Source organism: Bacillus sp. es.034, from assembly GCF_002563655.1.
Lineage (GTDB): Bacteria > Bacillota > Bacilli > Bacillales > Bacillaceae_B > Rossellomorea.
In genome coordinates, this window is sequence record NZ_PDIY01000001.1 from 2,374,520 (window position 1) to 2,395,165 (window position 20,646).

The following is a 20,646-nucleotide window of genomic DNA, read 5'->3' on the forward strand; positions in this document are numbered from 1 at the left end:
ATCGATACGATGATGAAAAAAAAGGTTGGACTTCTGGGAGGTACTTTCAATCCTCCCCATATGGGTCACTTGGTCATTGCAGAGCAAGTGTTGGAAAAGGCACAATTAGATGAAATCCGCTTCCTTCCTAACCATGTACCTCCCCATAAACAGGTGGATGAAAGGGTAACGGTGGACCAGCGGCTTTGGATGCTGGAGGCAGCCATCAAAGGGCATCCCCGTTTTTCGATTGAACGGATCGAACTCGAAAGGCAGGGTGCCTCCTTCACATATGACACCATCAAGCTTTTGATGGAAAGAGAAGTGAACACCGAATTTTCGTTTATCATAGGTGGGGATATGATCGAGTATCTCCCGAAATGGTATAAAATCGAAGAGTTGCAGAATATGGTGAAGTTCATCGGGGTCAATCGTCCGGATTATACCCACGAGACTTCCTTTAACGTACAATTGATCGAAGTGCCGGCCATCGATCTTTCTTCTTCATACATTCGTGACACAGTAAATAAGGGACAAACGGTTCGCTATTTGGTTCCGGACGACGTGTATCGATTTATCAAGGAGGAGAAGTTATATGAATAGGGAAAAAGCGCTGGAGATGGTTAAAAAGCATTTGACTGAACACCGCTACATTCATACTTGTGGTGTCATTGAGACGAGTATCGAGCTTGCGAAACGGTATGGAGCCGATGAGAAAAAGGCTGAAACAGCTGCAATCTTTCATGATTATGCAAAGTTCCGGGATAAACATGAAATGCAGGAAATCATTGAAAGGGAGAATCTTTCAAAGGATCTATTACTGTATAATGGCGAGTTATGGCACGCCCCTGTTGGAGCTATCCTGGTAGAACGTGAGATCGGGATAGAGGACCGGGATATCCTGGATGCCATCCGCTTCCATACTTCCGGGAAAGAGGGGATGACGGTACTCGACAAGGTGGTTTATTTAGCTGACTATATTGAACCGAATCGCAGGTTCCCCGGGGTGGAAGAAGTGAGGGAGCTCGCCAACGAATCATTGGACCTGGCACTCATAAAAGCTCTTCAGAATACAATCACGTTTCTTATGAAAAAAAATCAAGCGATCTATCCGGATACATTTCGCTTTTACAATGAATTGACATTAAATCAGAGGAGATGAAGGAATGGAACAAAATTTAGTAGAATTAGCATTTAAAGCTGCTGATGATAAACGCGCTGAGGATATTGTTGTATTGGATATGAAAGGTGTTTCGTTGATTGCGGATTATTTCCTGATCTGTCACGGGAACTCAGACAAACAAGTACAGGCGATCGCGCGTGAATTGAAAGACGCAGCGGAAGAAAAGGGATACACAGTGAAACGTCTTGAAGGATTCGATCAGGCACGTTGGATCCTGGTTGATTTAGGCGATGTCGTCGCTCACGTATTCCATAAAGAAGAAAGAGGTTACTATAATCTTGAACGTTTATGGGGAGATGCATCATTCGTCGAGGTCGGACAAGGTGAGAACCTGTAAATGAGCTATGAGCGTTTTGCTTATGTATATGATTATTTAATGCAGGACGTCCCATACGAAGGCTGGTTGGAGTATGTGAACCGGCAGGCAGAACACTATTTGGTCCATGGGAAGAGAGTTCTTGATATCGCTTGTGGAACAGGGGAATTATCGTTGAGGCTTGCACGGGACGGATATGATGTGACGGGGGTCGACTTGTCTCAGGACATGCTCACCATCGCCCAGGAAAAAGCATCGGCACAGAATGTCCATATTCAGTTATTTCAGCAGGATATGTCGAGGCTCGATTCCCTTGGTGAATACGACATCATTACGATTTTTTGTGATTCATTGAATTACCTGGAAGACGAGAGTGACTTGGAGAGCACATTTAAAGGGGTCTACTCTCATCTGAAGCAGGATGGGCTATTCCTTTTTGATGTGCATTCCATTTTTAAAATGACGCAGATTTTCATGAACCAAACCTTTACCCTTACGGATGAACATGTATCCTATATATGGGATTGCTTCCCTGGTGAAGTTCCCAATAGTGTGGAACATGAGCTGACTTTTTTCGTGGAAGATGAAGAAACCGGACAGTACGAGAGAGTGGAAGAGCTGCATAAACAGCGTACCTATCCGATCCTGATGGTAAAGGAGTGGCTCGCTGAAAACGGCTTCGATGTGTTGAATATCACTGGGGACTTCACGGAAGAATCCCCCAATGACAAGAGTGAGAGAATCTTCTTTGCGTGTAAAAAGAAATAATCAAAAGCCGGGTCGCCTCAATGAGAGCGACCCGGCTTATCTTCGTTTACTACAGGATAAAAACGGTAGAAAAAAGAAGGAATTAATCAATTTATGTCGAAGTATAAAAAGAGGAGTCACTCTAGACCCCGAATTGTGATTTGGTTCCTTCAATATCATCCACGAATTTCTCTTGTGTTGCTTCGAAAAGTTTCTCGAACACATCTCCCAGTTCTCTTTCCATTACAGAAATCCCGATCCCTGTCACCCCTCCTTTTACACAAACCTTTTCTTGAAGTGTCGGTAAGGTATAGATATTTTTCTTCAACAGATCCCCAAGTCCGACCAGCATTTCAGATGCGAGGACAGTTGCGGTTTCATGATCGATCTCCGTCACTTCCACTGCAGCATCAATGAACCGCTGTGTCACATAACTGAAAAAAGCCGGCCCGCAGCTGACGATATCAGATGCTACCCGAGTTACATTTTCATCAATCTCGACTGGAGTAGAGATATGTCCTGCGATCTTCTTTAATTCCCGTCTCCATTTATCTGAACAATGACTTCCATATGTTAGAAGGGACACACCGCTTAGTGCGCGGTTCGTGATGCTTGGAATGAATCGTGCGCAGGAACAGGGTAATAAGGATTCCAACTGATTCACACTTACCGGGCTTGTGATGGAAACGACACATTTGTCCTTCGTGAAGTTTTTCTTATTCTCTTGAATCACATCATATACATCATGCGGCTTGACGCAGATGAAGACCAGATCAGATGAAGAAATGACGTCTTCATTCGTACGAGCTATGTTCACGTTGCGGAATTTTTCTTTTAAATCCTCGGCTTTTTTTAATGAACGATTCGTAATATGAAGATGTGAAGGAGAAATCGCCTGTGATTCAATGAGAGCTTCAATAATGATTTTCCCCATGTTTCCCGTTCCGATGATACCTATTTTCATGTTCAGCCCTCCTTCTTTCCCACTCTCTCCTAAAAGGTATGAATTCCATGCAATGAATATTCCACCAGAGGTGATTTCCATGCAGTCCTTAATCGAAAAGTACCGAACCATCCTTGTGATCCTCGCGATTTGTGCCGTATTCCTGATTGGGTATATATTGAAAAAAGCCGGGGAGCCTCCCGTTGAAGAACCTTCCTTTACTGCAGCGGCAGAAGTGAAAGTACCTGAAAAACCTAAAGAGCCTGAAATGACGAAGAGTCCTGAAACAGTGTATGTGGACGTAAAGGGTGAGGTGGTGAATCCGGGTCTTTATGAAGTGAAGCAGGGGGACAGGCTGAAGTTCGTCATAGACAGGGCAGGTGGATTCACAAAGGATGCAGACAAAAAGCTGATGAATCTCGCCGTCAAAGTGACGGACGAAATGATGATCTATGTGCCGAAAATCGGTGAAATGGAAACGACGCCTCAGTCACTTCCTGCCCCTGTTTCTCAAGGGGCAGAATCAGGAGAGGATAAACTGAATATCAATACAGCCTCACAGGCCGAATTCGAAACCCTTCCTGGAATAGGGCCATCTAAAGCTGCCACCTTTATCCAATACCGTGAAGAAAATGGTCCGTTCAACTCTATTGAAGAAATCACAAACATTTCAGGAATTGGAGAAAAAACATTCGAGAAATTGAAAGAACATATTTTTGTCCAATGATTGACGAAAGGCAGGTAGTCTTTATACACTTAAACAAGCATTAAAATAAAGCTCAAAACAAGAGAAGGGTGAATGGTGATGGAAAGAATTGCGTGGCATCAATATTTCATGGCTCAAAGTCAACTGCTGGCCCTCCGCAGCACGTGTACGAGACTGGCGGTCGGAGCAACCATCGTCAGGGATAAGCGGATCATAGCAGGAGGCTATAACGGCTCCATAGCCGGCGGAGATCATTGTATAGATGAAGGGTGCTATGTCATTGACAATCACTGTGTGAGGACCATCCACGCAGAAATGAATGCACTCCTGCAATGTTCAAAGTTCGGGGTAGGAACAGAGAATGCGGACATATATGTCACGCACTTTCCTTGCCTACAATGCTGTAAGGCGCTTATACAGGCGGGTATCAAAACAGTTTACTATGCAAAAGATTATAAAAATCATCCATACGCCATCGAGCTGTTCGAAAAGGCAGGCGTCCATGTGGAAAAAGTGCCTTTCCAGGAAAGCAGCATCGATGTGAAACACAAGGAAAAAGCAACGCTCATGATCCAGTTGATAGAAGATCTGAGGCAGCAGGGAGTTGCCGAGGAGAAGATTCACTATTATGAGCATGAATACATAAAACTTTTTAATGAGTAAGGGCTTATGCGTTTATTTGGCGTTGTCGGTTCTATCGGGGACATTGCTGGCACTTCAATTCCTTTGGGGTGCTGTCGTCCTTGTTCTCCTCATCCTTTCCCTTTTCCTCAGAAAAATGCCCCGACCCTTCCTTTTCGTTTCATTTCTCCTGGTGATCGTTTCTTTCTTTCACTCCTTTTTACACGAGAAAAACCAGAAATCAGATATTCCCCCTCAGTCTGAACCGTCCACTCATCAAGTATTTATAGATGATATCCCCACCATTGACGGAAGCACCTTTGTTTCATTTGCAAAAGTAGAAAATGAGAAAATCCTGATTCGTTATTATTTTGATAACGAAGAGGAAAAAAGGCAGTTTGCAAAAGTGAATCCAGGATTTGTTTGCAATGTAAAAGGACAGCTGGCAGAACCTAAGCCGGGGAAAAATCCAAATTCATTCAATTATAAGGACTATCTGTACCATCAAGGGGTTTATTGGATCCTAGAGGTACAGCAATTTGAGGGATGTGTGGATCGAAGCATCTGGAAACATACTCTTACAAAGCTTAGATTTCAAGGATTAAAAAGAATTGAACGGGAGTTTCCCTCTTCAACGGTTGGTATCACTCAGGCATTACTGTTCGGGGAGACGGAGATGATTAGAGAGGATACCATGAAGGCATTCAGGGAGCTCGGTGTTGTTCATCTCCTTGCCATCTCAGGTCTTCATGTGGGACTTTTGTTTGCGGTGCTTCATTATTTGTTGTTAAGGATGGGTCTGACGAGGGAAGCGGCATCATGGACAGGGATTATGCTCCTTCTATGCTATATCGTATTGACCGGCGGCTCCCCTTCTGTTGTACGTGCATCCTTCATGCTGATCATCCTCATCCTCGGCAAAAAGACCTCCTGGAATATCGGTGTAATCGATAGTCTGGCCACAGTGTTCCTTCTCATCGTCTTATACGAACCTTTCTCTGTTTACAATGTGGGCTTTCAGCTCTCATTCGCCGTCAGTTTTTCACTGGTACTTTCTTCCTGGACTATTTTACAGTCGTCTTCTTCCTTCAAACAAATGGTCACCGTCACGATGGTGGCCCAATTATCTTCCATCCCCTTCGTGATCTATCATTTCTATGAGTTCTCTTTGATCGGTTTTCTGACAAATCTCCTTTATGTCCCGCTTTTTTCCATTATCATCCTTCCGATGGCCATCCTCACCTATCTTTTCATTTCAGTCTTATCGGCTGGGTGGGCCATGATCCCTTATCAAATTCTGCTGGAAGGAATTCAAGCGTTATCCTCTGTCGTTGCTTCCTTTCCATTCAGCACCCTGGTAATGGGAAAGCCGAATGTTGTTCTTCTCGTGGGGTATCTCATTCTAATTTATTTTGCATTCGTTGGGATGGAGAGGAGAAAATACCTTTCCATGGGTTTGCTTTTTCTTTTCTTCATCTTTCATTTACTCTTGAACAGGTACCATCCCTATGGAGAAATTGTCTTCATTGATGTAGGGCAGGGAGATGCAACTCTGATTGATCTTCCGTACAACCGGGGAACATATTTGATTGATGCAGGAGGGGAGATGACGTTCCCGAAAGAAAATTGGCAGGAGAAAAAGAACCGTTTTTCTGTAGGGGAGGACATTGTGGTGCCTTTTCTAAAAAGCAAAGGGATCACGTCCATCGATGCCTTGATTTTAACTCATGGAGATCTTGATCATATAGGAGGTGCAGAAGCGGTATTAAACGAAATGAAGGTCGGAGAAATATTGATCAGTCCCGGCAGCGGGGAGAAGGGGGAGGTGGACCGGATTCTCAAAATGGCTCAGGAAAAAGGGATATCGGTCAAAGAAGTAATGTATCCGGATAGCTGGCGTGGAGACCGTAATGGGCTCCATATCGTATCCCCCCTTGATGAAGAGTATGAAGGAAACAATGACTCCATTGTTCTATACGGTGAAATCGGCTCAAAGAAATGGCTGTTTACAGGTGATCTTGAGAAGGAAGGGGAAAGAGCATTCGTTGCAGCATTCGATCTGCCTGTGGATGTGTTGAAAGTCGGTCATCACGGCAGCAACACGAGTACATCGGAAGCGTTCCTCGATGAAACGAACCCGAACGTCGCAGTGATCTCTGCGGGAGAAACCAATCGCTTCGGACACCCCCACCCTGAAGTGGTGGAGCGATTAAAGGAAAGGGGACTGACGATTTACAGTACGGCTGTGAACGGGGCGATCACCTATCGTTTTTGGGATAAAAAAGGAACGTTTTCAGCCCACCTGCCATAGGATGTAGAACAAAACAAATGAGGTGCTAATGAAAAAGGGGCAGACCCATCGAGGAAGAATCAGGCGCCTTCAACCCATCTTTATGATACAGATAGCACCATATATGGAAATTGAAGTAACCGGAATCTTTCAGGCCTGCCTCCTATTTTTCATTAAGAGCCAATCATTTTGATAACTGTTGCAATAATGAACATTACGGCAAAGAAACCAAAAGAAACACCGAAGCCGACGCCAGAATCTACCGCATCATTTCGTTTTGATTGTACATTCTTTTCAAATTGGTTCACAACTACCCCTCCTATTTCTATTCTAGTATAGAACAACGCTACTGAAAAATCTATACTTCCCTTTACTTTTTCCTTTACTGACAAGAGTTGTCACCCATAACTTTGAGAGCCTGTGGTGACACTAATCAATACAAAGGAAATACCGCTTGACGGATAAGGTTCCTAGGTCTTATCCGTTAGCGTTAATATAGATATAGGGGGTGTCCTATAGAGGGATGTCCCCTTTACCCCTTGCCAAAACCAGAAAGCTTTTTTACCATAGAGTAGAGAAAAGACTTAATGGAGAGTGCTGACTTGGTTATCGATACATGGAAAAAAATAGAGAAATCTCAATTTGCGGCTGTATATTTAGTTTACGGAAATGAGTCATTTATTATTAATGAAACGAAACAAAGAATTGTCTCAAGGGCCATTTCAGAAGAGGAAATGGATTTTAATTTTTCAAGCTATGATCTGGAGGAAACACCGGTGGAAGTAGCGATAGAAGACGCGGAAACCTTTCCGTTCATGGGAGAAAGACGAGTCGTCGTCATCCAAAACCCCGTTTTTTTGACGGCTGAAAAAACAAAAGAAAAAGTAGAACATAACATCAAGCGTTTTGAACAATACATACAATCACCTGCACCGTACACGATCCTTGTCATCACGGCGAATTATGAAAAACTGGACGAGCGTAAAAAAATCACCAAGAGCTTAAAAAAGAGTGCAGAAATTGTCGAAGCCAAAAAGTTGAATGAGCATGAATTGAAATCCTGGGTAAGGGAACGTGCTGCCAGGAATAGTGTTCAGATCGATGAGGAAGCCGTCGAATTACTGCTGTCATTAGCGGGCACAAATCTGATGATGCTCACTCAGGAATTGGATAAGCTTTCTTTATATGCAAGTGATACGAACCGGATCGATGTGGAAGTCGTTGAGAGGTTAACGGCAAGGTCGTTGGAACAAAATATTTTCACGTTAGTGGACAAAGTTGTGCACAGAAGGATCGATGAAGCTTTAAGGATCTATTACGATCTGCTCAAGCAAAATGAAGAACCGCTCAAAATCCTGGCAATACTCGCTGGTCAGTTCCGCCTCATATACGGCACAAAGGAGCTTTCACGCAGAGGCTACGGCCAACAAAAGATTGCCACGACCTTAAAAGTGCATCCGTTCAGGGTAAAACTCGCAGCCGGACAGGCAAAGCATTTCAATGATAAGCAGCTGGCCCATATCATCGATACCCTTTCACAAGGGGATTATGAAATCAAATCAGGAAAGATTAAGAAAGAACTGATGATTGAAATGTTCCTGTTTAAACTTCATGATCAAAGTTTTACATAAAAAAACCACCGGACCAATTGGTTCGGTGGTTTTTTTCAATTAGTTCGCTTTTTTCATTAGGCGAGACTTTTGACGATCTGCAGCGTTTTTGTGGATAAGACCTTTTTGAGCTGCTTTGTCTAATTGACGTACCGCTTCAGTTACTAGATCTTTCGCATTATCAGCGCTGTTAGTCGCTGCTGCTTCTGCTTTCTTGATCGCAGTACGCATAGTAGATTTTACTGCAGCGTTTTGAGCGTTACGCTCGTTGCTTGTTTTTACGCGTTTGATAGCTGATTTGATATTTGGCATTCCTGTCACCTCCTATAAAAGGATCGAGATTCTATGTGACTCGATTTAAATTCCTAAACAATAAGAACAAATGATATTTTATCAAACGGACAGTGATATTGCAATACTATGGAGAGAAATTAAACAAGTGAATGAACACCTACTAAAAAGGTAAACATAAAAAAATACTGGATAATATCCCAAGCCTGGAGGTAGAGTCACTATGAAAAAAGAAGAAATCGATCTTAGTAAATATTGCGTGCGTACCGATCTTGCCGTGGAAGCAAGGGAAATGGTCGTCAGTGATAAAGCGGAGGATACGTCATCCATTAAGGGTGTCATGATTAAAGAAAAAGAAGAAGATGGAGTGAAGGTTTCCCTGGTAACGGTCACGCCTGAAGGGGAAGAAAAAATCGGTAAGAAACCGGGCAACTATCTGACCATCGAAGCTCATGGTATCCGTGAAGAAAATACAGAGCTCCAACAGAAGGTCGAAAATATATTCGCCAATGAATTCAATCAATTCCTGATCAATAATAAAATCAGTAAAAATGCAAGCTGTTTGATCGTCGGCCTCGGAAACTGGAATGTGACCCCGGATTCATTGGGGCCAAGGGTATGTGAAGACATCATCGTGACGAGACATCTATTCGAACTGCAGCCGGAGTCGGTGGAAGAAGGGTATCGACCGGTCAGTGCCCTCGTTCCGGGTGTCATGGGACTGACCGGGATTGAAACGAGCGATATCATTTTCGGCGTGGTGGAGAAATCCAAGCCCGACTTTATCATCGCCATCGACGCCCTGGCTTCCCGGTCGATCGAACGCGTCAATGCGACGATCCAGATTTCAGATACCGGAATCCATCCGGGGTCCGGGGTGGGGAATAAACGAAAAGGGCTGGATCAGGAAACGCTGGGTGTTCCCGTCATTGCCATCGGTGTTCCCACCGTGTTGGATGCCGTGACGATCGTCAGTGATACAGTGGATTTTCTCTTGAAACATTTTGGAAAAGAAATGAGAGAAGGCGATCGTCCATCAAGATCCCTTGCGCCTGCAGGATTAAGCTTCGGTGAGAGAAGGAAATTGACGGAGGAAGATCTCCCGGAAGAACAGCATCGCCAGACATTTATGGGGATCGTCGGGACCCTTGAAGATCAGGAAAAACGAAAACTGATTCATGAAGTCCTGTCTCCGCTCGGCCATAACCTGATGGTCACACCGAAAGAAGTGGATGTGTTTATGGAGGACATGGCGAACCTCATCGCAAGCGGACTCAATGCGGCGCTCCATGACTCGGTGAATCAGGCAAATACGGGGTATCAGACAAGATAAATGGATTGGGATGATAACGCCTCAAGGGGAAATGTGGACCTCGAGGCGTTTTTTTATGAGAAAACCTTTCCTCTTTCTCGTAAAAATCCAACCGAGTGCACCTTTCCATCACGAAAAATACTAGACTCCACCGTTTAACTTTCCACCAATCATCTCATAATGACTACTACATAGAGTTCTACTATCTCTATCATTGTCATAGGTTGTACTAGAGTAGAGAAAAGAAAGGGTGGGAGAATGAGATCATACAAAGACTCTAACTATGTCATTGCCATTCAAATGTCTACGATACTGAAAGGGACGCTGATCTTCATTGCAGGATTGCTCTCGGTATTTTCGATGGTCGGCATCCTCACTTCCTTCAACCCTGAATATAGAATAACGTCTAATTCGTTGAATCAAGCGGCTTCCAGTGTGAAGGGTGAAACATTATATAAAATCTTGGCCCTGGAAAACCGGTCTTTCAATCAAATATTGACAGAAGAGGAACAGGCCCTCCCAAGCTTGTCATCCATCTTCTTTCAGGTGGCCACCAACGTAAGTTTCGAAGATCCCCGGAGCTTTCTCGGTCGCGAACTGCCTGGTTTCTCGATTTTCGACGGGGAAATTCTGGTGGCAGGGGAAGGGACGGACTTTACGAATATGCCGATTGAATCGGTCCCCCCACCCGAAGCCCTGGAATCTGAAAATGAAGCGCCACTCAAAAATGTCGGGGATCTGAAAGAAACCAATCAAAAGGCCGGGGATGTAGCGCCGCCATTATCCACAGGAAATAAAAAGACGGTCCTACTTTACTTCACCCATACGAGGGAATCCTATCTTCCTTATCTGAAGGGAGTGACCAATCCGGATTCCGCCATGCACTCGAAGATCAATGTCACCAGGGTGGGTGAAATGGTAAAGACGGGATTGGAGGACGAGGGGGTAGGAACAAGCATCGATAAAACCGATGTGATCCAAAACTTGAACCATAAGGGACTTGACTACTGGGCAGCTTATCAGGAGTCGCGGCCGCTGGTGCAGGCAGCCATGACCAGCAATAAAGATTTGTTGTATATGGTGGATATTCACCGTGATTCACAGAGAAGAGACATGACGACTGTGACGATAGAGGGCAAACCCTATGCAAAGCTTGCATTTGTTGTAGGGGAAGAGCATCCGAACTATGAACAGAACCTTAAGCTGGCAACCGAACTTCATAAGCGTTTGGAATCAAAATATAAAGGTATTTCACGTGGAGTCATTGCGAAAAAGGGCAGTGGCACGAACGGTAAATTCAATCAGGATCTTTCAGGAAACGCCATGCTCCTTGAATTCGGAGGGGTGGATAATACATTTGAGGAACTGGAGAGGACGGCAGAGGCTTTCGCTGATGTATTCGCTGAGTATTATTGGCAGGCAGAAAAGGTGGATGGTTCCCTCACGACGCCTGCTGTAAGACAGTAATGAAAAGGATGGATGAACATGACGAAATTCTTTTTTAAATGTGCATTTCTCATAACGGCATTATTTATCGGAGTCCTGATCGGGATGCAATATGCCAATCAAGGAATCGTGGATATGAAGGGACATGAACAGCAGAACTTCACCTCTCCTGTCGGTGTTAACCAGAATATGGAAGGGGATGTCAAGGCATCGTTCCTCGGGAATGAGATAGATTCCAAAACCCTTACTGAAAAGAAAGAAAAGCTGGAAGAAATGAAATCCTTTAACGTATTCTCTTCCATCGGAAAAGTCATAGCCAATACCATCGAAAGCATCACCAACAAAATAGTCGATGTAATTGCTTCCCTCATTTAAATGTATAGAGGCTGAGACAGAAGTGTTTAGTTAAAAGAAAATCCGAACGATCATTCGAAATTCATTTTTTGAATTCGAAGTCGTTCGGATTTATCATTTAGCTGTTTACATACCTTTTGATGTAGTGAGTAGTGGTTGATTTCCGCGGGGCTGGCGGTGAGCCTCCTCGGCTGTGCAACTCATGCCTGAGGGGTCTCACCTGTCCAGCGATTCCCGCAGGAGTCGAGCACCTTCCGCTCCAATCAACTTTCAAAGCTTAAACGTTTTACTATAACATTGTAATGTGGAGATTGTTACACCATTGGGTACATAAACTCTTATTCAGTCAGTTGCAGGGATCGAACATTCGATAACTATAGTCTTAGTATAGAAAAATCATGGTGAAATGGGCCTTTTTATTCTTGCCAAAGCATATACACCGTATTAAACAGGATCTAGCTTTTGATTGGAGTGCAAGACGTAGACTCCTACGGGAAAAGCGGAATAGGTAAGACCCCGCAGGAGTGTCATGACGAGGAGGCTTGCCTTCCGCCCGAGGAAAGCGAAGTCTTGCACGGAAATCAAAAGCGGTGTAACGAGTGATCCCAACTAATTTTTTGATTCTTCGCCTTTAGAGCAAATAGATTTAGATATGTCCCAACCTCTTGTAAATACAAGGAAATCGGTCAATTCCCGATGGCCTTTTAGTTTACATTGAATAATGTATAGTCTACTGCTATAATTCAAAATAGTGTACATGTGTGGAAATAACAGGAGTTGAACGAATAATGAACCGTGAAGAGAAATTAGAGAGACAATCGAGAATAAGAAACTTTTCCATTATAGCTCATATCGACCATGGGAAATCTACCCTTGCCGATCGTATATTAGAAAAGACAAAGGCATTGACGGCACGTGAAATGAAAGCCCAATTACTGGATTCCATGGACCTTGAGAGAGAGCGTGGAATCACCATCAAATTGAATTCTGTTCAATTAAAGTATCAGGCAAAGGATGGGGAAGAATATATCTTCCATCTGATCGATACACCGGGGCACGTAGACTTTACATACGAAGTATCCCGAAGTTTAGCGGCTTGTGAGGGAGCTGTCCTTGTAGTGGACGCCGCTCAGGGGATTGAAGCCCAGACCCTTGCAAACGTGTATCTTGCTTTGGATAATAACTTGGAAATCCTGCCAGTCATCAACAAAATCGACCTTCCTGCAGCCGATCCCGAGAGAGTTCGTCAGGAAGTGGAAGATGTCATCGGTCTTGATGCATCTGAAGCGGTCCTTGCATCCGCCAAAGCCGGAATCGGTATTGAAGAGATCCTTGAGCAGGTGGTTGAAAAGGTGCCGGCTCCAGAAGGGGATCCCGATGCACCATTAAAAGCCCTTATCTTTGACTCTTTATATGACGCCTACCGTGGAGTCGTTGCCTACATCCGTGTGATGGATGGAAGCGTCAAAGTAGGGGATAAGGTCCGCATGATGGCGACAGGGAAAGAGTTTGAAGTGACCGAGATCGGCGTCTTCACTCCGAAAGCGACGGGTCAGAAGGAATTAACGGTCGGGGATGTTGGATATTTGACTGCAGCGATCAAGAACGTTGGAGACACCCGTGTAGGGGATACCATCACCCTTGCTAATAATCCTGCACAGGAAGCATTGCCTGGTTATCGCCGAATGAACCCAATGGTTTATTGCGGTCTATATCCGATTGATTCAAATCGCTATAACGATTTGAGAGAAGCGCTTGAAAAGCTTGAATTAAATGACTCTGCCCTTCAATTCGAGCCTGAAACTTCACAGGCATTAGGGTTTGGATTCCGTTGTGGATTCCTGGGCCTTCTTCATATGGAGATCATTCAGGAACGTATCGAACGGGAATTCAAAATCGACCTGATCACGACGGCACCAAGCGTTATCTATCATGTGAAATTGACGGACGGTGAAGAAGTGAAAGTGGATAACCCATCCATGATGCCTGATCCACAAAGGGTCGATCATGTTGAAGAACCTTATGTCAAAGCAACGATCATGGTTCCGAACGACTATGTTGGTGCCGTCATGGAGCTTTGTCAAGTAAAGCGGGGGAACTTCATCGATATGCAGTACATGGATGATACACGAGTGAATATCGTCTATGAAATCCCGCTTGCTGAAATCGTATATGATTTCTTCGATCAGTTGAAATCGAATACGAAAGGATACGCTTCATTTGATTATGAGCTGATTGGATATAAGGAATCCAAGCTTGTGAAAATGGATATCCTGCTGAACGCTGAAAATGTCGATGCCCTGAGCTTTATCGTTCACCGTGACTTTGCTTATGAACGCGGGAAGCTGATTGTTGAGAAATTAAAGGAGTTAATCCCGAGACAACAATTCGAAGTACCCGTCCAGGCAGCGATCGGACAGAAGATTGTGGCAAGATCGACCATTAAAGCCATCCGTAAGAACGTACTGGCTAAATGTTACGGTGGGGATATCTCACGTAAACGTAAGCTTCTTGATAAACAAAAAGAAGGTAAAAAACGTATGAAGTCCGTAGGAAATGTTGAAGTTCCGCAGGAAGCCTTCATGGCCGTCCTGAAAATGGATGATACGGATAAAAAATAATCGTCATGCAGATAAAGGGGGAAAGTGGCTTGTATTTCAAGCACAGCTTACCCCCTTTTCTCTATGAATGCCCCCAAAGGAGGGATAATCTTGGTTAAATCAGCTTATATTCATATTCCTTTTTGTGAACATATCTGCCACTATTGTGATTTTAATAAAGTTTTCCTGGAAGGCCAGCCTGTAAATGAATACTTATCCAGTCTAGGTCAGGAAATGAAACATAGAGTCTCAGCTTCTGAGAAACTGGATACCATCTTTGTCGGAGGTGGTACGCCTACATCATTGGATGCTAGCCAGCTCGATACGCTGTGTGAATCCATCACGACCCATTTGCCCTTTGAAAAGGGTGAATTCACCTTCGAAGCAAACCCAGGTGATCTAACACAAGATAAACTTCGTGTGTTAAAGGATCACGGTGTGAACCGGTTGAGCTTCGGGGTTCAATCCTTCAATGATGAACTGTTGAAAGGAATCGGTCGTACCCACAAAAGCGAAGATGTATATACGTCAGTAGAAAACGCTCATAAAGTGGGATTCTCAAACATCAGCATCGATTTGATTTATAGTCTTCCAAGGCAAACGGAAGAAGATTTTCAGGATACACTAACAAAAGCCCTTGATCTGGATCTTCCTCATTACTCAGCCTACTCACTCATCGTGGAGCCGAAAACGGTTTTCTATAATTTGATGAGAAAAGGTAAGTTGTCACTGCCGTCACAGGATCAGGAAGCAGCCATGTATGAGATCTTGATCGAAACGATGGAGAAGTATGGGATCAATCAATATGAGATCAGTAACTTTGCCAAACCGGGATTTGAAAGCAAACACAATCTCGTATACTGGGACAATAATGAATATTATGGTTTAGGAGCAGGTGCACACGGATATATAAACGGAGTACGTTATTCCAACTACGGACCGCTCAAAAAATACATGGACCCGATTACAGAAGGTTCCCTCCCGACCATCCAGGAGCATCCAGTCACCAAAGCCGAAATGATGGAAGAAGAAATGTTCCTTGGGTTGCGTAAAGTCGAAGGCGTAAGTAAAACCATATTCCAACAAAAATTCGGATCCAGCATAGAATCCGTCTTTGGCCCATCCATCGAAGAAATGGAAAAGCGAGGACTACTTTCGGTAAATGATGAGAGAATAGCACTGACAAAACAGGGCCGCTTCCTAGGGAACGAAGTATTTCAATCATTCCTGGGTGTAATTTAATTGCTTCAATCTAATATATTGACATCCCTTTACTGATTTGATAATTTATTAATTAGATTTAGCACTCATCTTAGTAGAGTGCTAACAGGGGTGATGAATGTTGTTAACAGATCGACAACTTCTAATTCTTCAAGTGATCATTGATGATTTTATTCTTTCTGCCCAGCCTGTCGGTTCGAGGAGCTTGTCTAAAAAAGATGAGATCTCATTCAGTTCAGCTACGATCCGGAATGAAATGGCAGATCTTGAGGATTTGGGCTTTATAGAAAAAACCCACACATCCTCAGGACGCGTACCGTCAGAAAAGGGCTATCGATACTATGTGGATCACTTGCTTTCTCCACAGAAATTAAAGAAGAATGATGTGCATGCACTTCGCTCCATCTTTACCGAGCGCATGTATGAATTGGAGAAAGTGGTTCAGAAATCGGCGAAGATTCTTTCAGAGCTGACCAATTATACAACGATTGTATTAGGGCCTGATTTAAAGGAAAACAAGCTGAAGAAAATTCAACTGATTCCTCTCAACAAAGATACGGCCATTGCCATCATCGTCACAGATAACGGACATGTTGAAAATAAACTGTTCCATATTCCGCCGACAATGGATGCATCAGAGCTTGAAAAGCTTGTTCACATATTAAATGACCGCTTGACGGGTGTTCCGATCAGTGAGTTGAACGATAAAATCTTTAAAGAAGTTGCTCTTTTACTGAAAGAGCATATACAGAATTATGATTTTATCCTCCACTCCCTAACGGACTCCTTTAATCCAACGGTCACGGATAAGCTGTTCTTTGGAGGAAAGACCAATATCCTGAATCAGCCTGAATTCAATGATGTACAAAAGGTCCGCATGCTTCTTGAAATGATCGAACAGGAAGAGAGTATTTATAACCTGATCCGCCCATCTGCCACAGGGGTGAACATCAAGATCGGGAAAGAAAACGATCATCTTGCTATGGAGAATTGCAGTCTCATAACCGCTACTTATTCGATTGGCAAAGAACAATTAGGTTCCATTGCGATCATCGGGCCTACCCGGATGGAGTATTCCCGTGTCGTCAGTTTACTTAATTTCTTCTCAAACGATATGTCCAAGGTTCTGACGAAGCTGTATCAAAGTGGGGATTAGTGGACATATTGTATAAAGGAAAATAAGGCCCTGGAAGTGCGTCTGAACAGACGTTTGGACCTATATACGAGCGTTTTTAGGATCACATTTTTAAGGAGGTGAATGTTATGTCTGAAGAAACGAAACAAGAGAAGCAGGAAGCGAAAGAGGAAAAAGGCGAAGTGTTGGAAGAAGTATTCGCTGAAGAACCTCAAGCTGAGGAAGTGCTTGAAGAGCAGCAAGAATCAGATGAGCTTTCACAATTAGAGGAAAAGCTGAATGAGTCTGAAAATCGTTATCTTCGTTTAAGAGCCGATTTTGATAATTTCCGCCGTCGCATTAACGTGGAAAATGAATCAAAGGAAAAATATCGTGCTCAAGGACTGATTACGGAACTATTACCGGCACTGGATAATTTCGAACGTGCCTTGAATATAGAAGCTGATAATGAGCAAACGAAACAACTGCTTCAAGGAATGGAAATGGTTCACAGAAGTCTTGTGGAAGCCCTTAAGAAAGAGGGAGTGGAACCAATTGAAGCGGTAGGTCAGGAGTTTGACCCTCATATGCATCAAGCTGTCATGCAGGTGGAAGATGAAAACTACGATAGTAATATCGTCGTTGAGGAATTCCAAAAGGGATACAAACTGAAAGACAGAGTAATTCGTCCTTCCATGGTGAAGGTCAGTCAATAAACAAGACATTACATATACAAAACAGGGAGGATTCTTACTATGAGTAAAATTATCGGTATTGACTTAGGTACAACAAACTCATGTGTATCAGTACTTGAAGGCGGAGAGCCGAAGGTCATTGCAAACGCAGAAGGAAACCGCACAACTCCTTCAGTCGTAGCGTTCAAAAATGGTGAAAAGCAAGTTGGGGAAGTAGCGAAGCGTCAAGCGATCACAAACCCTAACACAATCATCTCAGTGAAACGTCACATGGGGACAGATCACAAAGTAGAAGCAGAAGGAAAAGAGTATACGCCACAGGAAATTTCAGCGATGATTCTTCAACATTTGAAATCATATGCAGAAGATTATCTTGGTGAAAAAGTGGAGAAAGCGGTTATCACAGTTCCTGCTTACTTCAATGATGCAGAACGTCAAGCAACAAAAGATGCTGGTAAAATCGCAGGTCTTGAAGTTGAGCGTATCATCAATGAGCCGACTGCTGCTGCCCTTGCATACGGACTTGATAAAATGGATCAAGACCAAACGATCCTTGTATACGACCTTGGTGGCGGGACGTTCGACGTATCCATCCTTGAACTTGGTGACGGAGTATTTGAAGTGCGTTCGACTGCCGGTGACAACCGTCTTGGTGGAGACGACTTTGACCAAGTCATCATCGATTACCTTGTAGCTGAATTCAAGAAAGAGAACGGTATCGATCTTTCTAAAGATAAAATGGCTCTTCAACGATTGAAAGACGCAGCTGAGAAAGCGAAGAAAGATCTTTCAGGAGTGACTTCCACTCAAATCTCACTTCCTTTCATTACGGCTGGAGAAGCAGGACCACTTCACCTTGAAGTGACTCTTTCAAGAGCGAAGTTCGATGAAATCTCTGCTGACCTTGTAGAACGTACAATGGGACCAACTCGTCAAGCAATGAAAGATGCCGGTCTTTCTGCAAGCGAAATCGATAAGATCATCCTTGTTGGTGGATCGACTCGTATCCCTGCAGTACAGGAAGCAATCAGAAAAGAAACCGGTAAAGAGCCATCTAAAGGCGTTAACCCTGACGAAGTTGTAGCGATGGGTGCAGCGATCCAGGGTGGAGTTCTGACTGGAGACGTTAAAGATGTTGTCTTACTTGACGTAACACCACTATCACTTGGTATCGAAACAATGGGTGGCGTATCAACGAAGCTGATCGAACGTAACACGACGATCCCGACGTCAAAATCACAAACATTCTCAACTGCCGCTGATAACCAGACAGCTGTTGATATTCACGTATTACAAGGTGAGCGCCCAATGGCTGCTGATAACAAAACGCTTGGACGTTTCCAATTAGCGGACATTCCACCGGCACCACGCGGAGTACCACAAATCGAAGTGAAATTTGATATCGATAAAAATGGTATCGTGAATGTAAGTGCGAAAGACCTTGGAACAGGTAAAGAGCAAAACATCACAATCAAATCTTCTACAGGCCTTTCAGATGATGAAGTAGAACGCATGGTGAAAGAAGCCGAAGAAAATGCCGAAGCAGATAAGAAGCGTAAAGAGGAAGTTGAACTTCGCAACGAAGCCGACCAACTTGTTTTCCAAACGGAAAAAACGTTAAAAGATCTTGAAGGCAAAGTAGAAGAAGATGAAGTGAAAAAAGCGGAAGATGCGAAAGCTGAACTGAAAGAAGCGATCGAGAAAGAAGATCTTGACCTTATCCGCGAAAAGAAAGACGCATTGCAGGAAATCGTTCAAAGCTTAACGATGAAGCTTTATGAGCAGGCTCAAGCGGAAGCTCAGGCAGCTCAAGGCGCTGAAGGCGAAGGTTCGAAAGATGACGATGTAGTCGACGCTGAATATGAAGAAGTAAATGACGACAAGAAATAATCAGGTGTAAACGAACGAAAAAGTCAAAGTCAGGGCGGTTCTTGGCTTTGACTTTTTCTATGATTGAATGAAACCTTCAATCAACAGACACAAACTAATGTAAGGAATGTTGAGTTTTTATTGATAATAGTCAAAGCTCAATGTTAAAATAACCTTTATGCAAAGGATTCGGGAGTGGTGTTTTAATGAGTAAACGGGACTATTATGAGATTCTTGGGGTTGGTAAAGATGCCTCAAAAGACGAAATGAAGAAAGCATACCGCAAGCTCTCCAAAAAATATCATCCGGATATTAATAAAGAAGCGGATGCGGATGAAAAGTTTAAAGAAATATCGGAAGCGTATGAAGTGTTAAGTGATGATCAGAAGCGCGCTCAGTATGATCGTTTCGGACACACGGACCCTAACCAGGGATTCGGGGGCGGCGCTGACTTTGGCGGCGGCGGTTTCGGTGGTTTCGAAGATATCTTCAATACATTCTTCGGTGGAGGCGGCGGTGGCCGCAGGAGAGATCCAAACGCACCACGTCAAGGAGCGGATCTTCAATACACGATGTCTCTGACATTTGAAGAAGCGGTATTCGGGAAAGAAACCGAAATCGAAATTCCGAGAGAAGAAGAGTGTGATACGTGCCATGGTTCGGGAGCGAAGCCTGGGACCAAGGTTAATACATGTTCTCACTGTAATGGATCCGGTCAATTGAATGTCGAGCAGAATACACCATTCGGCCGCATTGTGAACAGAAGGGTTTGTCACTACTGTAACGGTACAGGTAAACAAATCAAGGAAAAATGTTCAACATGTGGTGGTGCGGGTAAAGTACAGAAACGCCGTAAAATTGCTGTCAAGATCCCTGCTGGTATCGATGATGGACAACAGCTGCGCGTGACAGGTCAAGGGGAACCGGGTATTAATGGCGGCCCTGCCGGTGACTTGTATGTGGTTTTCCACGTCCGTTCACATGATTTCTTCGAACGTAACGGAGATGACATTTACTGTGAAATGCCTGTAACGTTTGCCCAGGCCGCATTGGGGGATGAAATTGAAGTACCGACCTTACACGGTAAAGTAAAGCTGAAAGTCCCTGCAGGAACTCAGACGAGTACGAGATTCCGCTTGAAAGGCAAGGGAGTACCGAATGTACGTGGTTACGGTACGGGGGATCAGCATGTACAGGTGAAAGTGGTCACGCCATCCAAGCTGACGGATAAGCAGAAACAATTATTGAGAGAATTTGCAGACATCAGCGGTCAAGTTCCTGATGAACAGCATGAAAGCTTCTTTGATAAAGTAAAAAAGGCCTTTAAAGGCGAATAACTAAAGAGCGGA

General features: G+C 43.8%; 20 protein-coding genes. 17 read left to right on the forward strand and 3 right to left on the reverse strand.

Annotated elements, in window-relative coordinates; translation table 11 throughout:
- Positions 1-12: 12 nt before the first annotated feature.
- From ATG71_RS12050 to ATG71_RS12065, 4 genes are read left to right on the forward strand one after another with little or no spacing between them, the layout of a single operon-like run.
- Positions 13-582: a nicotinate-nucleotide adenylyltransferase gene (locus tag ATG71_RS12050; RefSeq protein ID WP_098441808.1), complete on the forward strand. Its 570-nt coding sequence runs from the start codon at positions 13-15 to the stop codon at positions 580-582.
- On the forward strand, positions 575-1,141 hold the full coding sequence (gene yqeK, locus ATG71_RS12055) for a bis(5'-nucleosyl)-tetraphosphatase (symmetrical) YqeK (protein ID WP_098439804.1): 567 nt from the start codon (positions 575-577) through the stop codon (positions 1,139-1,141). The genes ATG71_RS12050 and yqeK overlap by 8 nt, the downstream gene beginning before the upstream one ends.
- A gap of 4 nt (positions 1,142-1,145) precedes the next feature.
- Positions 1,146-1,499 carry a ribosome silencing factor gene (gene rsfS, locus ATG71_RS12060; protein ID WP_034757434.1) on the forward strand — a complete coding sequence of 118 codons (354 nt, stop codon included), beginning with the start codon at positions 1,146-1,148 and terminating at the stop codon, positions 1,497-1,499.
- The gene (locus ATG71_RS12065; protein ID WP_098439805.1) at positions 1,500-2,246 is read left to right on the forward strand and encodes a class I SAM-dependent DNA methyltransferase; all 747 of its coding nucleotides are present in this window, start codon (positions 1,500-1,502) and stop codon (positions 2,244-2,246) included.
- A 121-nt stretch (positions 2,247-2,367) separates the two neighbouring features.
- Here the strand turns inward: ATG71_RS12065 and comER are convergent, their stop codons facing one another.
- Positions 2,368-3,189, reverse strand: coding sequence for a late competence protein ComER (gene comER / locus ATG71_RS12070; RefSeq protein ID WP_098441809.1), 822 nt, complete (start codon positions 3,187-3,189; stop codon positions 2,368-2,370).
- Positions 3,190-3,268: 79 nt separating this feature from the next.
- On the opposite strand from comER, the gene ATG71_RS12075 reads away from it, so the two are divergent.
- The 3 genes from ATG71_RS12075 (at position 3,269) to ATG71_RS12085 (ending at position 6,806) form a co-directional block, all read left to right on the forward strand.
- Positions 3,269-3,895: a helix-hairpin-helix domain-containing protein gene (locus tag ATG71_RS12075; RefSeq protein ID WP_098439806.1), complete on the forward strand. Its 627-nt coding sequence runs from the start codon at positions 3,269-3,271 to the stop codon at positions 3,893-3,895.
- Between the two features lie 78 nt (positions 3,896-3,973).
- A complete protein-coding gene (locus ATG71_RS12080) occupies positions 3,974-4,537 on the forward strand; it encodes a ComE operon protein 2 (protein ID WP_098441810.1) in 564 nt (187 codons plus the stop codon).
- Positions 4,538-4,553: 16 nt separating this feature from the next.
- A complete protein-coding gene (locus ATG71_RS12085) occupies positions 4,554-6,806 on the forward strand; it encodes a DNA internalization-related competence protein ComEC/Rec2 (protein WP_179886524.1) in 2,253 nt (750 codons plus the stop codon).
- 152 nt (positions 6,807-6,958) lie between these two features.
- Here the strand turns inward: ATG71_RS12085 and ATG71_RS12090 are convergent, their stop codons facing one another.
- Positions 6,959-7,093: a YqzM family protein gene (locus tag ATG71_RS12090; RefSeq protein ID WP_082386400.1), complete on the reverse strand. Its 135-nt coding sequence runs from the start codon at positions 7,091-7,093 to the stop codon at positions 6,959-6,961.
- 294 nt (positions 7,094-7,387) lie between these two features.
- On the opposite strand from ATG71_RS12090, the gene holA reads away from it, so the two are divergent.
- On the forward strand, positions 7,388-8,416 hold the full coding sequence (holA, locus tag ATG71_RS12095) for a DNA polymerase III subunit delta (protein WP_098439808.1): 1,029 nt from the start codon (positions 7,388-7,390) through the stop codon (positions 8,414-8,416).
- 39 nt (positions 8,417-8,455) lie between these two features.
- On the opposite strand, the gene rpsT is transcribed toward holA, so the two are convergent.
- On the reverse strand, positions 8,456-8,707 hold the full coding sequence (gene rpsT, locus ATG71_RS12100; RefSeq protein WP_034757447.1) for a 30S ribosomal protein S20: 252 nt from the start codon (positions 8,705-8,707) through the stop codon (positions 8,456-8,458).
- 202 nt (positions 8,708-8,909) lie between these two features.
- Between rpsT and gpr the strand changes: the two genes are divergently transcribed.
- From gpr to dnaJ, 9 genes are all read left to right on the forward strand, one after another.
- A complete protein-coding gene (gpr, locus tag ATG71_RS12105; RefSeq protein ID WP_098439809.1) occupies positions 8,910-10,019 on the forward strand; it encodes a GPR endopeptidase in 1,110 nt (369 codons plus the stop codon).
- Positions 10,020-10,256: 237 nt separating this feature from the next.
- Positions 10,257-11,465: a stage II sporulation protein P gene (gene spoIIP, locus ATG71_RS12110; protein WP_098439810.1), complete on the forward strand. Its 1,209-nt coding sequence runs from the start codon at positions 10,257-10,259 to the stop codon at positions 11,463-11,465.
- A gap of 18 nt (positions 11,466-11,483) precedes the next feature.
- Positions 11,484-11,819 carry a DUF3679 domain-containing protein gene (locus ATG71_RS12115; protein WP_179886525.1) on the forward strand — a complete coding sequence of 112 codons (336 nt, stop codon included), beginning with the start codon at positions 11,484-11,486 and terminating at the stop codon, positions 11,817-11,819.
- A 767-nt stretch (positions 11,820-12,586) separates the two neighbouring features.
- Positions 12,587-14,419, forward strand: a complete 1,833-nt coding sequence (gene lepA / locus ATG71_RS12120) for a translation elongation factor 4 (RefSeq protein WP_142953479.1) — start codon at positions 12,587-12,589, stop codon at positions 14,417-14,419.
- A gap of 63 nt (positions 14,420-14,482) precedes the next feature.
- Positions 14,483-15,640 carry a radical SAM family heme chaperone HemW gene (gene hemW, locus ATG71_RS12125; RefSeq protein ID WP_098441812.1) on the forward strand — a complete coding sequence of 386 codons (1,158 nt, stop codon included), beginning with the start codon at positions 14,483-14,485 and terminating at the stop codon, positions 15,638-15,640.
- 100 nt (positions 15,641-15,740) lie between these two features.
- Entirely contained in the window at positions 15,741-16,775 is a 1,035-nt protein-coding gene (gene hrcA / locus ATG71_RS12130; protein WP_034757462.1) for a heat-inducible transcriptional repressor HrcA, read from the forward strand.
- 107 nt (positions 16,776-16,882) lie between these two features.
- Positions 16,883-17,449 (forward strand): nucleotide exchange factor GrpE, encoded by a 567-nt coding sequence (grpE, locus tag ATG71_RS12135; RefSeq protein ID WP_098439812.1) that lies wholly within the window; start codon positions 16,883-16,885, stop codon positions 17,447-17,449.
- 39 nt (positions 17,450-17,488) lie between these two features.
- A complete protein-coding gene (dnaK, locus tag ATG71_RS12140; RefSeq protein ID WP_098439813.1) occupies positions 17,489-19,318 on the forward strand; it encodes a molecular chaperone DnaK in 1,830 nt (609 codons plus the stop codon).
- Between the two features lie 185 nt (positions 19,319-19,503).
- On the forward strand, positions 19,504-20,634 hold the full coding sequence (gene dnaJ / locus ATG71_RS12145) for a molecular chaperone DnaJ (RefSeq protein WP_098439814.1): 1,131 nt from the start codon (positions 19,504-19,506) through the stop codon (positions 20,632-20,634).
- Positions 20,635-20,646 lie beyond the last annotated feature (12 nt).